This is a genomic window from Crocosphaera sp. (assembly GCF_030064895.1).
In the GTDB taxonomy this organism is placed as follows: domain Bacteria; phylum Cyanobacteriota; class Cyanobacteriia; order Cyanobacteriales; family Microcystaceae; genus Crocosphaera.
The window spans coordinates 1-14,341 of the sequence record NZ_JASJEB010000084.1 but is presented as its reverse complement, the minus strand read 5'-3'; the positions used below and the strand labels follow the sequence as shown (position 1 = coordinate 14,341).

The window sequence follows — 14,341 nt, the reverse complement described above, 5'->3', positions numbered from 1 at the left end:
CGCTAACGGTAGGAAACGAGTAATGGCACTTCCTTAAGTCCACTTTCCTTGTAGTCAGCCATGAGGGCTTTAAAAGCTTGCCAGTCAACCTCCGATTCAATACCGACACATCCAGCCGTTCCAGGGACGTTTCTATCGGCGTGAATGCCGAAATCACCACGGGTCTGGCCACGAATAGTAATCAGGTGAGGATTGATCTTGTAGAACTTGCCAGCAATGCCAGGATTGGATAGGGTGAGGGGAGAAGTATGGACGGTGTAGTGAATCACGTTAACCGTCGGTTGGGAGGGGATTGGACCGGACATCCTTTGATCTTCCCTTCCACCAACTCCACTGATTGCGTCCCAAGCCCCGTCCAGACTTCCCTCTTTAGTATTTACTGCAACTAATTTTCCCTTTCCTCTGTTCCCCTTATCCCCTACAAAGACTAGGATTTTAGGATACTTTGAGTAATTAACCTTAACTTCCTTGACAATAGTTTCAACCCTTATATCTGGGATTGAACTAACAGTATCAAACAGGGAAAATAGAAAGAAGATTGAGGACGCGATCGCAGCAACGAATAGCAGCAAATAATATTCGCTAAAACTACCTACGACGTTCTGGCACAGCGATTTCAGGCAATACGTACTCTTGGTTTTGTTCTTCATACCTTAATTTGTCATTAATAGACCTAAATTCGGAAAGTGAGGAAGTAAAACCAACGGCACAGATTATTACCATTAAGGCTAAGCAAATCTGAGAGAAGGTGGGGGGGTCTGGTTTACCAGTCGGGAATCTGTCTTTGTTTCTAAACATTCAAACCTCGTTATTTAGGACATTGGGTTGCCAATAAGGTCGTCAAGTTTTCGGTGAATGGTGTTAGTATTCGGTCCGATATACTCCCACATAGTGATTTGCATTTTTCTATGCCAGTAAGGAATCTGAAACTCAATACTAAAGTCAGCAGACCACGGGGGGATCTCAATTATTCTTGCCTCATTAAGGTAAAATTTACCCCATTTGATTACTGTTTCAGGGACACCACCCGAGACAACGGAACCAGCAAACATTTTGATGAAGTATTTACCAGCTAAACGCCAATGACTAGGGGCATCAGGGTTTTTAGCATGAACCTTGATGATTGAGGAGTGAAATGTCGTGGGGGGCTGCATTGTTTCGATGGGGTAAAATCGTTCAAGGGAGTTTACAACTGGATCCGCTATATAAAACTTACTCAAACTTACCCATCAGGTTTTTAGGCTCATGATAACTCGGTTTGAGTTTATTTTACTTCCTGCTTCATCCAAGGGAGTCGGCTCTGACTTGTCCACAGGCGTAACTTTGGCCGTAGCTCGGCCTAGTTTTTCCAGGTTTTTTGCTGCGTTTAAATCCCTATCTATTTGATAATGACATTTTTCACAACAAAACACTCTTTGTGATAATAGCAATGAGTCTTTTTTTTCTCCACAGTTAGAACAAGTTTTACTTGAAGGATAAAATCTATCTACTATCACCAGTTTTGAACCATATAATTTACTTTTGTATTCTAACTGTCTTCTGAACTCATAAAACCCCATATCTGCTATGGCTTTCGCTAATTTATGATTAGCCATCATTCCTGATACATTCAAATCTTCTATCACATTGACTGCGTGGTTTTTGCTTAAGTGTGATGTCAATTTATGTAATGTATCTTTTCTGAGATTAGCAATTCTTCTATGAAGTTTCTGAACTTTTAACTTAGCTTTTTGGTAGTTAGAAGAACCGAAGCTTTTTCTGCTTAATTCTCTTTGAAGTTTAGCTAATTTAGCTGATAGTTTTTTATAAGAGTATGCTCCTTCAAAAACTTCTCCTGTAGATAGGGTTGCTAAGGTTTTTACTCCCAAATCTATCCCTACTACATCTACTTCTTTGTCCGTAGCTATGGACTCTACCTCTATTCTAAAGGAAATAAACCAACGATCAGCTTCTCTACTGATTGTAATATTTTTCGGTTGATAGATAGTAGGTAATCTCTCATAAGTTTTCAGTTTCCCTATGACGGGAACTTGGATTAAATGAGAAGATAAAATCCGAATAGTTCCATCTAAAGTAAAACTATCATGTCGTCCCTTCTTTTTAAATCTTGGTCTTTTTTTCTTTTTGCTAAAGCAATAACGCCAAGCAGACGCTAAATGTCTCAGGGCAAATTGTGGAGCGCATTTTGATACCTCGTAATACCACTCATTTTTAGGTTTGACTAATTTATTTAACCATTTGTGTAAATCAATCCCTGTAGGAAACTTGATTTTTTCCGAGTCTGAACAACTCTTATTATGGTCTAAAATAGCGAGACATAAATCATTTCCCCAATTATACGCATGACGAGCGACACCTGCATGACGTGCCAGTTGTTGACCTTGGGTTTGATTTAATTTAAGTTGGGTTTTAAAGCCTAACAACATGGCATTTTTGAGATAATGACCAAAACCTTTAAGTTTAATTGTATCATATTGAAGTTTTTAAGACATTCAATAATGGACAATGGATAATGGATAATTACCTCTCCCTAAAGAGAAGAGGATTGGATGGGAAGTCACGTTTTTTACCTTTTTCTCCCTAAAAGCGGTGCAGTCCGGTCTTGGTGTTTTCCATCAAAGAGGAACTGCACCAAGAAGGAGAGGTTTTAAGCCGAATTAATTAATTATCCATTGTCAATTATCAATTATCAATTATCCATTGATAACCTACCTATTTATGAAATTTAGCTACTGATATGAGTAATTTTAGATAATATTAGGTAGTTTTTTGGGAGCAGCATCAAGCCCCCGTTAATCTAAAGGCATAACGGGGGATTATTGGTTCATAAGAAATCCATTTAATCAAAATAAATACACTTATATCAGCATGATAAGACAATTTATTGCAACAAACAAACTTATGTAGAGAAATATTAATTTTCTAGTTTATGCTCTTTATAAAGAGTAAAGCTAGAAATAGATATTAAAAATTCCCAAAAAAAGCCCTAACCTAAGTGTAGTTATATCACACTAGGAAAGAATAACTAAAATTGTCAACAATAAGGGAATTTAGGAGGAAACATGGGTATCGCTACAGTTAACCCAGCAACGGGAGAAACTATTCAAACGTTTAAACCGCTTACAGCAGAAGAAATTGAAGTTAAACTAGCTTTAGCTCAAACTACTTTCAAACAGTATCGAAAAATTTCCCTGGAACAAAAAAGTCAATGGTTGAATGCTGCTACCGATATTTTGGAACGAGATCAACGTAAACTAGGGGAAATAATGACCCTAGAAATGGGTAAACCGATCAAAAGTGCGATCGCAGAAGCCAAAAAATGCGCCTTAGTTTGTCGTTACTACGCAGAAAACGCAGCCAACTTTCTCAAAGACGTAGAAGCACAAACCGATGCCAGTCGTAGCTTTATCCGTTATCAACCATTAGGGATTATTTTAGCCGTAATGCCCTGGAATTTTCCCCTCTGGCAAGTATTTCGCTTCGCTGCCCCTGCTTTGATGGCCGGAAACATTGGCATTCTCAAACACGCCTCTAACGTCCCTCAATGCGCCTTAGCTGTGGAAGCCATTCTTAAAGAAGCAGGGTTCCCTCAAGGCAGTTTCCAAACCCTACTTATCGGCGCATCTCAAGTAGAAGCTATTATTAACGATCCCAGAGTCAAAGCAGCTACTTTAACAGGAAGTGAACCAGCCGGGGCAAGTTTAGCCTCTGCTGCCGGTAAACAAATTAAGAAAACCGTTTTAGAATTAGGGGGCAGTGATCCCTTTATCGTCTTAGAAAGTGCCGATATCGAAGCCGCCGCTACTACTGCCGTAACAGCCAGGATGTTAAATAATGGTCAGTCTTGCATCGCGGCCAAACGCTTTATTTTAGCCGAGTCTATCGCCGATCAATTCCAAGCTTTACTCACCGAAAAATTTAAAGCCCTGAAAGTGGGTGATCCCATGAACGAAGACACAGACATCGGACCATTGGCCAACGCTTCGATGTTACTCGAATTAGATCAACAAGTTCAAGAAACTGTGACAAAAGGAGGCAAAATAGTATTAGGGGGTCAAGCGATCGCCGATCGCTCCGGTTACTTTTATCCGCCTACCATTTTAACGGATATTCCCGTAGATTCTCCGGGATATTACGATGAGTTCTTTGGTCCAGTAGCTTTACTCTTCCGAGTTAAAGATATGGACGAAGCCATCGAACTAGCTAATGATACCATCTTTGGCTTAGGTGCCAGTGCCTGGACGAATGATCCCAACGAACAAGAACGATTGATCGACGAGATCGAAGCAGGATGCGTCTTCATTAATGGTATGGTCAAATCCGATCCGCGCCTACCTTTCGGTGGAATCAAGCGATCGGGTTACGGACGAGAATTAAGCATTGAAGGGATGCAAGAATTTCTCAATGTTAAAACTGTCTGGATTAAGTGAGGATTTCATCATAAATAGTGGTTTTTGTCAAGGATCTTTCGTTAAATTAGACTAAGAGAAATTTGCTAATCCATCTTCGACTCCCGAAAAGGTTTAAAGACCAAAATTTCGGGAGTCGCTGTTGACCTGAGTTCGATATAAGGGAATTTAAAACACTACTTGTCAAAATCAAGGGTTAAAAAAGACCGAACTCCGAACTCCGAACTCCGAACTCCGAACTCAAGTTATTATCATCAACATAAGGGAAAACTCACATGGGGGAAATGAACACAGCCGAATTATTGGTAAAATGCCTCGAAAATGAAGGGGTAGAGTACATTTTTGGCTTGCCAGGGGAAGAAAACTTACATATCCTTGAAGCACTCAAAGACTCTTCTATTCAATTTATCACCACTCGTCACGAACAAGGGGCCGCATTTATGGCTGATGTCTATGGCCGACTAACCGGTAAAGCCGGGGTCTGTCTATCTACCCTTGGACCGGGGGCAACAAATTTGATGACGGGGGTGGCCGATGCTAACCTAGATGGTGCGCCCTTAGTAGCGATTACAGGACAGGTGGGAACAGACAGAATGCACATCGAGTCCCATCAATATCTGGACTTGGTGGCCATGTTTGCACCGGTAACAAAATGGAATAAACAGATCGTTCGTCCCAGTATTACCCCGGAAATCACCCGTAAAGCCTTTAAATTGGCCCAAAGCGAGAAACCTGGGGCAGTTCATATCGATCTCCCCGAAAATATCGCAGCGATGCCGGTAGAGGGTAAACCTTTAAAACGGGACGCACAAGAGAAAACCTACGCTTCTTATCGTAGTTTAAACGCTGCAGCTATGGCTATTTCTAAGGCCAAAAACCCTTTGATTTTAGTGGGAAATGGCACCATTCGGGCCCAGGCTAGTGAAGCTTTAACGGAGTTTGCCACCACTTTAAATATTCCTGTGGCTAATACTTTTATGGGGAAAGGGGCGGTTCCTTACACCCATCCTCTCTCCTTGTGGACTGTGGGTTTGCAACAACGAGATGTCATTACTTGCGCCTTTGAACAAAGCGATCTCGTCATTGCTGTGGGCTATGATTTAATCGAATATTCCCCCAAAAAATGGAACCCAGAAGGGTCAACACCCATTATCCATATTGGCATGGAACCGGCGGAAATTGATAGCAGTTATATCCCTTCTGTGGAAGTGGTGGGGGATATTAGCGATTCTTTGATGGATATTTTAAAACGGGCTGATCGTCAAGGAAAATCAACCTCTGTCGCTACTGGTGTACGGACTCAGTTGGTGACAGAATATGAAAATTATGCCCATGATGAAGGGTTCCCCATTAAACCACAAAAAATCATCTACGATCTGCGTCAGGTGATGGGACCAGAAGATATTGTTATCTCCGATGTGGGGGCCCATAAAATGTGGATGGCCCGTCATTATCATTCTGATAGTCCTAATACCTGTCTCATTTCTAATGGGTTTGCAGCTATGGGTATCGCTATTCCTGGGGCGATCGCTGCTAAGTTGGTGGCCCCTGATAAGAGGGTGGTTGCAGTAACAGGGGACGGCGGTTTTATGATGAACTGTCAGGAGTTAGAAACGGCTTTACGTGCCGGTACTCCTTTTGTTACCCTGATTTTCAATGACAATGGTTATGGTTTAATTGAATGGAAGCAAATTAATCAATTTGGTCAGTCTTCTTTTATTAAGTTTACTAATCCAGACTTTGTTAAATTTGCGGAAAGTATGGGCTTAAAAGGGTATCGTGTCGAATCGGCTGATGATTTAGTTCCTACTTTGAAAACTGCTTTAGAACAAGGAGTTCCGGCGGTGATTGATTGTCCGGTTGATTATGAGGAAAATATCCGTTTTTCTCAAAAAGCAGGAGATTTAAGTTGTAAGATTTGGGAATAAAATTTTAACGTTAGGGTGGGCATTGCCCACCCTATCAATTTATAATTCGTTAGGATTAACTCCTAATTCTCTTAATTTTTCTTCTAATTTTTTGGCTTTTTCTTGTGCTTCTAAAACTTGTTGTTTAGCATTATTAGCTTCTTCTTGTGCTTGTTTAACCTCTTCTTGAGAGGTTAAATAGCGGTTGCCTTGTTGATAATACCAATATAACCATTCTCTTTCTACTCCTTGATAAACTCCTATTTCTTTACCTATTCCTAAATTAATTTCTGCTAACCAAACTGGTTCCCCTTCTAATAGTTGATACTCTCCATTATTTAATTGATACACTTCTAAACGGGGTTTTCTTTTTCTTAAAGGATTATAAATTACATAATATAATACTCCCATTTTTGCGTAATCTTCTTTCTTTTGTGTATATTCTCCTCTTCTAGTTTGAGAGACTACTTCTAACACTAAAGTCGGTACTTTTTGTTCTTCCCATAACACATAAGATAACCTTAAATCTGAATCGATAATACGAGGAACCCCAACACTTAAAAACCCATGAGGAACAATAGCAGCTTGATCGGGAGCATAATAAATTCCCATATCTACCCCAAAATACCAGTCCATTCTTTCTTCCCAAATAAGGGCTAAAATATCTTTAAGAACATGGGGAATTAAGTCTTGTAGTTCGTTATCCACAGGAATATCATCAGAGTCCGGTAAATCTTCAGCAGAGGGTAAACAATGACGAGGATTATAGTTTAATAACATTGTCACACATTGAATTCGCTTGGAAAGCTTTTATTATTATATCATTGACTACCTTTTTATCTACATACCAATATCTCGAAAACGACGGATAATAGTTGCTTCAAATTTTGCTAAAGCGGAACGAATTAATTTTTTTCTTTCGTCTAAAATTCTAAACTTTTTGCTGACAGTAGTTTGCAGTATTTCTAAGTCTTTATCCTGTACTGCTTGTAAGGTAGAAAAAACAATATTGTTACCCTGTTTGACTAAAATTACTTCATTAATAGCTAAAAAATTTCTTCCTTATTTTCTCAAGTATAACTAAGAATTCCAGGAACTAAAGCTGCTAAAAAATTGATATGATGGGGTAGTAAATAAAAAGAACTATTCTCTGCTTCTGCTACTATTTTGATAACATTAGTATCAACGAAAACTTCTCTGGGAACTAATACTTTGAGGTGCATTATTATTGATTATAAAAAACAACATCCAGAACACGATCGCTTTCTAGTCCTCGTGTACGGGATGGAATTTTGACTATTATAACATTTTATGAAAATGCGATCGCCGTTAATTAATGCGCTGACCCATTACCATCATAATTATCAGAGTCATAATATCCGTTCTTGGTGCCGAAAAATAGACAAGATACGGTAAATAATGCCGTTAATACCACTAAAATTAATTTAACATCCATAATCGATTGTCTCCTCACTTGAGTCGTTGAACTATTATTACATAATAGCTCTATTTAAGGGAAAGGTTGATGATTTCTACCAAAAAATTTAATCTTTACTCAACCTACAACTTTTGAGTAGAGAAAATTGATATTATTATAGATGGAGGTATTAAACTATGAATATATACGAAACAGATTATACTCTTTGGAAACAGCAACAAATCGAAGCTTTAACCGATAAAAATTGGGATGTTATCGACATTAAAAATTTAATTGAAGACTTAGAAATGGGAGATCCTAGAAAAGCATTAAGGAGTAATTTAATTATTCTAATTGCCCATTTAATCAAGCTTTATGTTCAAAGAGATGCGCCAGACTGGATGAGTAATAGTTGGTATAATTCTATTGATGAACATAGGGCTAGAATTAGCAATGAGATTCAAGATGGCATATTGAAAAGTTATTTTCCTGAAGCGGTTAAAATAGCTTATCCTCAAGCCAGAAAATTAGCTATTCTTGAAGGGAAAAGGGCAGACGGACGTAAGGTTAAAAAACGTCTTGAATCTGAATATCCTAAACAACTTCCTGACGGTTGGCTAGAAAAATTACTGGATGATGAATGGTATCCTATTTAATATTTTTGTAGAGACTTGATAAGATTAAGCCCCTACTGAAGTTAAATTGATAGTTAATAACTTCTGCTTGAATTATTCTGGTAAAAATTTAAAATCTAGGACTTTTTTTGATGGAAAAGGACTATTTTCAGGAAAAGTCGGGTACGTCACTTAGTTCTATCCATATTATTACATAGAAGTAAATATACTTTTTCTTAGTTAATTCAGTGTTTATTTCAATGGTCATTTCTTTTTATTTCTGATAATTTAAAAGTGTTTTTGCTCTGTGTTATTGGTTGAATATACTGATATGACTAACTCTTTAACAGCAATTTTACCGACAGTTTTTGATAGTTTATTTGATTTTGCTCAATCTGATGAGTTTTGGGATAATATTGCGATCGCTTTTGGGACAGAGTATGATGTTGCAGAAGCAGAAGAAATTCGGACACAATGGCAAAATAGAGAGTTTAGTCAACTTCCTGAAATTGAAATAATTAATGATGTTATTTTAGGTGATTTTCGGGGAGGTTATGCAGTAAATAGTAATGATATTTATCTGGCTGATAGTTTTGTTGAAACGACTTCTTCTCAGGCAATATTAACAGTTTTATTGGAAGAAATTGGTCACTTTGTTGATGCTGAAGTAAACGAAATTGATACAGAAGGAGACGAAGGAGAATTATTTTCAGGGTTAGTGAGAGAGTTTGATTTTAGTGAAGTGGAGTTAACGAGAATTAAAGCAGAAAATGATCTTAATTATGTATTTTTTGGTAATAATTTAGTTGCTTTAGAAACATCAGATCCCATTATCTTAATTGTTGATACAACAGTAGATGAAAATGACGGCAGTGCAGATATTGGGGCAGGTTTATCTTTAAGAGATGCTATTAGTATTGCTAATCAAAGTCCTAATACTCCCCATATTATTAAATTGCGATCGGGGTTAACTTATGAATTAACTTATATTAGTAATCAAGCAACAGGCTTTCAAAGTTTAAATACGGCAGGAAATATTACTATTGAGTCTGATGGAAATGAATACGCAGCGATTGTTCATAATAATGATGTTATTCCAGAAGGCATTGGCAATTATATTATAAGAAATCAACGTAATTCAATACTAAATTTAAACAATATTGCTATTAGTAATCAAGATGGTGCTGGTCTTTATAATAATGGTACTCTTAAGGTAGATAATAGCTTAATTAGTGATAATGCTGGTTATGGTATTTCTAATTGGAGGGGGACTCTTAAAGTAGATAATAGCTCAATTAGTGATAATGCTAGTTCTGGTATCGATAACTCAGATGGCACATTAACTTTAACTAATAATACGATTACTGGTAACGGTAACATCTCTCTTTATGATTTTGACGGGATCGAGAACTCAGGTGGCACATTAACTTTAACTAATAATACGATTACTAATAATTCTGGTGGTGGTATCGATAACTCACATGGCACATTAACTTTAACTAATAATACGATTACTAATAACACCTCTTATAGTCATGGTGGTGGTATTTATAACCTGCATGGCACATTAACTTTAAATAATAATACGATTACTGATAACACCTCTGATATTCATGGTGGTGGTATTTATAACCTGGATGGCACATTAACTTTAAATAATAATACGATTACTAATAACACTTCTATGTTGGATGGTGGTGGTATTTATAACTCAGGTGGTGGTATTTATAACTCAGATGGCATATTAACTTTAACTAATAATACGATTACTAATAACACTTCTATGTCGGATGGTGGTGGTATTTATAACCTGGATGGCACATTAACTTTAATTAATAATATTATTATTGGTAATACTTCTGATTATAGTGGTGGTGGTATTTATAACGTGTATGGTAGCACATTAACTTTAACTAATAATATTATTACTGGTAATACTTCTGATTATAGTGGTGGTGGTATTGTTAATGGAGGTATAGCAACTTTAGAAAATAATATTATTACTGGTAACACTTCTGGTACGTATGGTGGTGGTATTTTTAATTCAGGTACTTGGAGTTCAAATAGTACAATTAGTGGAAATATATCAAATGAAGAATGGTATATAAATCCAGATGGAGAACTTACAAGCTTACGTTATGGGCATTATCCTCCAGAATATATCTTGAGCGAACACAACTTACATCCAACCTATCCAGACATATTTGATCTTGGTGATACAGGAACTTTTACACCACTTCCTCCCTTCCCTGAAACCTTACCACAACCTACTATATCTATTAGTGATACTTGGGTAGAAGTTGAAACAAATACTAATCAAAAAACCCTTGTTTTTGAGGTTAAATTATCATCAGAATACGATAAACCTATAATTGTTGAATATTATACTCTAGATGGCAGTGCTACATCTTCAGACATAGATATAGAAAAAGATTATAATAATATCTCACAAAATATCCTCACTTTTTTACCTGGAGAAACTAAAAAAGAAATAGAAATTACCGTTTTTGGTAGTGTACCTGTTACTGATGCGACCTTAGAATTATTTGCTAGAGACACGGCTTATCGTGAATGGACAGATGCAGATATAGGAAAATTAGTTGATTCAGTTTATGACTATAGTGACTTAGATGACTTTGGTTATAAAGATTATTATATCGATAAAATTATCAATAATGAGACAACAGATTTTAATGCAGTTGGGTTAACCGCTTATGAAGATTTATTCGTTGTTTTAGCCAATCCTGTTAATGCAGAAATTGCTGAAAATAATAATAATTTTCTCCAAGAAATTGCCAATAGTTCAGGGGGAACTGATACACAAGCATATCTAGATGGACAAACTTTTATTAATCAACTTAACAGCACAGAACAAGATTATACCTTCGCTAAAGGAACTATTTATGACCAAGCCAAACCCCCTATCTTAGCAATTCGAGGAACAGAAAGTTCACTAGATTGGTTGAGCAATGCTAGTCCTGAAGGAGTTGGTTATAGTCAATTTGAGGTTAGTAAAGGTGATATTAATCAATGGTTATCAGATGTTAGTAACCCTGAAGAGAGTTTAACCTTGGCACCGCATATTACAGGCCATAGTTTAGGAGGTGCATTGACTCAGTGGGTAGGTGCAAGTTATCCAGGAGAACTAGGGAAAATTGTCACTTTTGGTAGTCCTGGAATTTCTCAAAAAGACGGAATTAATCTAAACCCATCTAATAATCAAGGCGTTAAACATTATATTACTTCTGCTGATATAGTAAGCATGGCAGGTTCAACTTATCTTAATGGAGTTTGGGATTTATCGAAATATTCAAAATTTGGATCAGCCATAAACGTTGAAAAACATTTCGTCCCTATTCTTAATCCAGAAAATTTAAGAACTGGAGCCAAAAGACCTAATAATTTAGTAACAAAAGTTTCTGATGGAAATACGACTGATTTAAGTGATTTTTATTTTACCTATTTACCGGATGCTGATTATTTCCTGCTTCAAACTCTTATTGCTAGGCTTGGGGGTCCAACGGGAAAATATATAGCAGCAGTTTTAACTTTTCGAGGAACTGCCGAACTTAATCGAGAAGCTATCGGAAAAGCAATTGATCTCGTATCATCTACCTATGATACTATTTCTAATAGAATAAGCTTCGCTTGGAATGCTGCAAAATTATGGAGAAGTCCTGCTTGGGATTTAATTATTGACCAAGCAAGAACATTTATTGAAGATACAGAAGAAATACAAGGATTATCATCAACATCTGATTTCGCACTCCAATCTTTTGACTTTGATACCTCAACTCAATCCGTTAATATTAATCAATCTTTATTAGAAGCACAAACCCTTAACGAAAATACCATTGCAACCACAGAATCAGAACCTATTAATAATTTTTGGAATGCGATGCCATTATGGATAGATGAAGCTTGGGACGCAACAGGAACATGGTCAGATGAAGCTTGGAAAAGTATTACAGAATGGACTCCTGAAACTTGGGAAATGACCACTGAATGGACAGAAAATGATTGGGATATACCCTTTTTAACTATTTCTAATCCTACTGTTACAGAAAATGATCCTGACAATCAAGAATTGGTTTTTAATGTTTCTTTATCTACCCCCAGTAATGAAACAATTACCGTTAATTATGCCACCGAAGATGGAACAGCAACAGCAGGAAATGATTATACTTCTATTAACGGAACTTTAACCTTTGAAGCAGGAGAAACCAATAAAACCATTACCGTTCCCATTTTGGATGATAATGTGTTAGAAGAAGATGAGACGCTTTATTTAAACTTAACTCAATCAGCTAACGCTCACTTAACTGATAATCAAGCAATTGCTACAATTATTAACCAACAAATGTCTAACCAAAGTCCAACAGATTTAAATTTATCTAATAGCAGAATTCGAGAACATCAACCCATTGATAGAGTTATCGGTGAATTTATTACCACTGACCCAGACACAGGTAATACCTTCACTTATACTTTAGTTTCTGGAGATGGTTCAACCGATAATAATTCATTTACCATTGACAATAATCAACTAAAAACTAATACTATTCTTGACTACGAAACCAAGAATAGTTATGATATTCGAGTTCGGACAACGGATCAAGATGGATTATTTTTTGAAAAAGCATTAACTATCAATATTGATAATGTTAACGAGGCATCTTTACCCATTATTAAAGATCCTATTAGTGATTTAACTGTTATAGAAAATGCAGCCAATACAAACATAGATTTACTTAATCATTTTGATGACCCGTTAACAACAGGTCAAGTGGCAAGATTTGAATTATATAATACAGATTTGGCAGGGGGAATTATTAATGTTTTATTATTCGATCAAGCCGAAAATGGCGCACCTTTAACCGTTGATAATTTTATTAATTATGCTGAGGATGATGACTATGTTAATAGCATAATTCATCGTTCTGTTCCTGGTTTTATCATTCAAGGTGGTGGTTTTACTATTAATAATTTAGAGGTTAGTGATGTCCCTGACGATCCAGCCGTTCAAAACGAATTTAGTAGAGATCGCTCGAATTTACGGGGAACAATTGCCATGGCAAAATTAGGAAATAATCCTAATAGTGCTACTAATCAATGGTTTTTTAACCTCGAAGATAATGCCAGTAATTTAGATAATCAAAATGGTGGATTTACCGTTTTTGGTGAAGTTTTATCCCAAAATGATCTAGCTGTAATTGATGAAATAGCAACAGTTCCTATTTTCAATGGAGTCAGTCTAGATTCAGCTTTTACCAATTTACCCTTACAAATTGATCCAAATAATGCTATCTTAAATGATGATGAAGATTTTGTTATTTTCAGGAATATTACTGTTTCTAATGTAGATGAATTAATTTTTTCAATAGTTAATAATTCTAATCCTAGTTTGGTTGATGTAAGTATTAATAATAATCAACTTATTGTTGATTATAAGGATGATCAAGCAGGAACAGCAGAAATAACCATTCAAGCTAAAAACTTACTGGGTCATACTGTCGAAGATACATTGAATATTAATGTTATTTCTAATGAGCAAGCTCCGACAGATTTGGATATTTCTAATAATGAAGTTTCTGAAAATTTAGATACTAATACAGTAATTGGCACTTTAAGTACCACTGCGCTAAATGAAGATAATAGTTTTACCTATAGCTTAATATCAGGTGAACGTTCAACGGATAATAATTTATTTAAAATTACTAATAACCAACTCATAACTAATGCTATTTTTGACTACGAAACTAAAAGTAATTATAGTATTCGAGTGCGTACAACAGATCAAAATGGATTATCCTATGAAAAAATATTAGAAATTGATATTTTAAATATTAATGAAGCTCCGACTGACTTAAATTTCGCCCTGGATAAAAGTAGTTATCATCCTTTAGAAATGTTTGAAATAACAGGAAATATTCTGGATGAAGATGGGAGTGAAGATTTAGTGAAAATTGACTTATGGTTACAACAACCTAATGG

Annotated in this window: 9 protein-coding genes; 4 read left to right on the top strand and 5 right to left on the bottom strand. The window is 36.3% G+C overall.

All coding sequences use genetic code 11. The features are described from left to right. Positions 1-2: 2 nt before the first annotated feature. From QNJ66_RS17300 to QNJ66_RS17290, 3 genes are all read right to left on the bottom strand, one after another. Entirely contained in the window at positions 3-650 is a 648-nt protein-coding gene (locus QNJ66_RS17300) for a hypothetical protein (protein WP_300509102.1), read from the bottom strand. A 162-nt stretch (positions 651-812) separates the two neighbouring features. Continuing rightward, entirely contained in the window at positions 813-1,154 is a 342-nt protein-coding gene (locus tag QNJ66_RS17295) for a hypothetical protein (protein WP_300509101.1), read from the bottom strand. 75 nt (positions 1,155-1,229) lie between these two features. Then, complete coding sequence (locus tag QNJ66_RS17290) at positions 1,230-2,426, bottom strand: RNA-guided endonuclease TnpB family protein (RefSeq protein ID WP_300509099.1); 1,197 nt, start codon at positions 2,424-2,426, stop codon at positions 1,230-1,232. Positions 2,427-3,062: 636 nt separating this feature from the next. Here QNJ66_RS17290 and QNJ66_RS17285 point away from each other — a divergent pair. Together QNJ66_RS17285 and QNJ66_RS17280 are read left to right on the top strand one after the other, a co-directional pair. Continuing rightward, on the top strand, positions 3,063-4,430 hold the full coding sequence (locus QNJ66_RS17285) for an NAD-dependent succinate-semialdehyde dehydrogenase (protein WP_300509097.1): 1,368 nt from the start codon (positions 3,063-3,065) through the stop codon (positions 4,428-4,430). A 254-nt stretch (positions 4,431-4,684) separates the two neighbouring features. Beyond that, entirely contained in the window at positions 4,685-6,337 is a 1,653-nt protein-coding gene (locus tag QNJ66_RS17280; protein WP_300509095.1) for an acetolactate synthase large subunit, read from the top strand. Positions 6,338-6,376: 39 nt separating this feature from the next. On the opposite strand, the gene QNJ66_RS17275 is transcribed toward QNJ66_RS17280, so the two are convergent. Together QNJ66_RS17275 and QNJ66_RS17270 are read right to left on the bottom strand one after the other, a co-directional pair. Next, complete coding sequence (locus QNJ66_RS17275) at positions 6,377-7,096, bottom strand: Uma2 family endonuclease (protein ID WP_300509138.1); 720 nt, start codon at positions 7,094-7,096, stop codon at positions 6,377-6,379. Between the two features lie 290 nt (positions 7,097-7,386). Continuing rightward, positions 7,387-7,539 carry a hypothetical protein gene (locus QNJ66_RS17270; RefSeq protein ID WP_300509093.1) on the bottom strand — a complete coding sequence of 51 codons (153 nt, stop codon included), beginning with the start codon at positions 7,537-7,539 and terminating at the stop codon, positions 7,387-7,389. Between the two features lie 391 nt (positions 7,540-7,930). On the opposite strand from QNJ66_RS17270, the gene QNJ66_RS17265 reads away from it, so the two are divergent. Continuing rightward, complete coding sequence (locus QNJ66_RS17265) at positions 7,931-8,389, top strand: DUF29 domain-containing protein (protein ID WP_300509091.1); 459 nt, start codon at positions 7,931-7,933, stop codon at positions 8,387-8,389. Positions 8,390-8,678: 289 nt separating this feature from the next. Then, the coding region (locus QNJ66_RS17260) for a Calx-beta domain-containing protein (RefSeq protein WP_300509090.1) at positions 8,679-14,341 on the top strand (5,663 nt) is incomplete at its 3' end.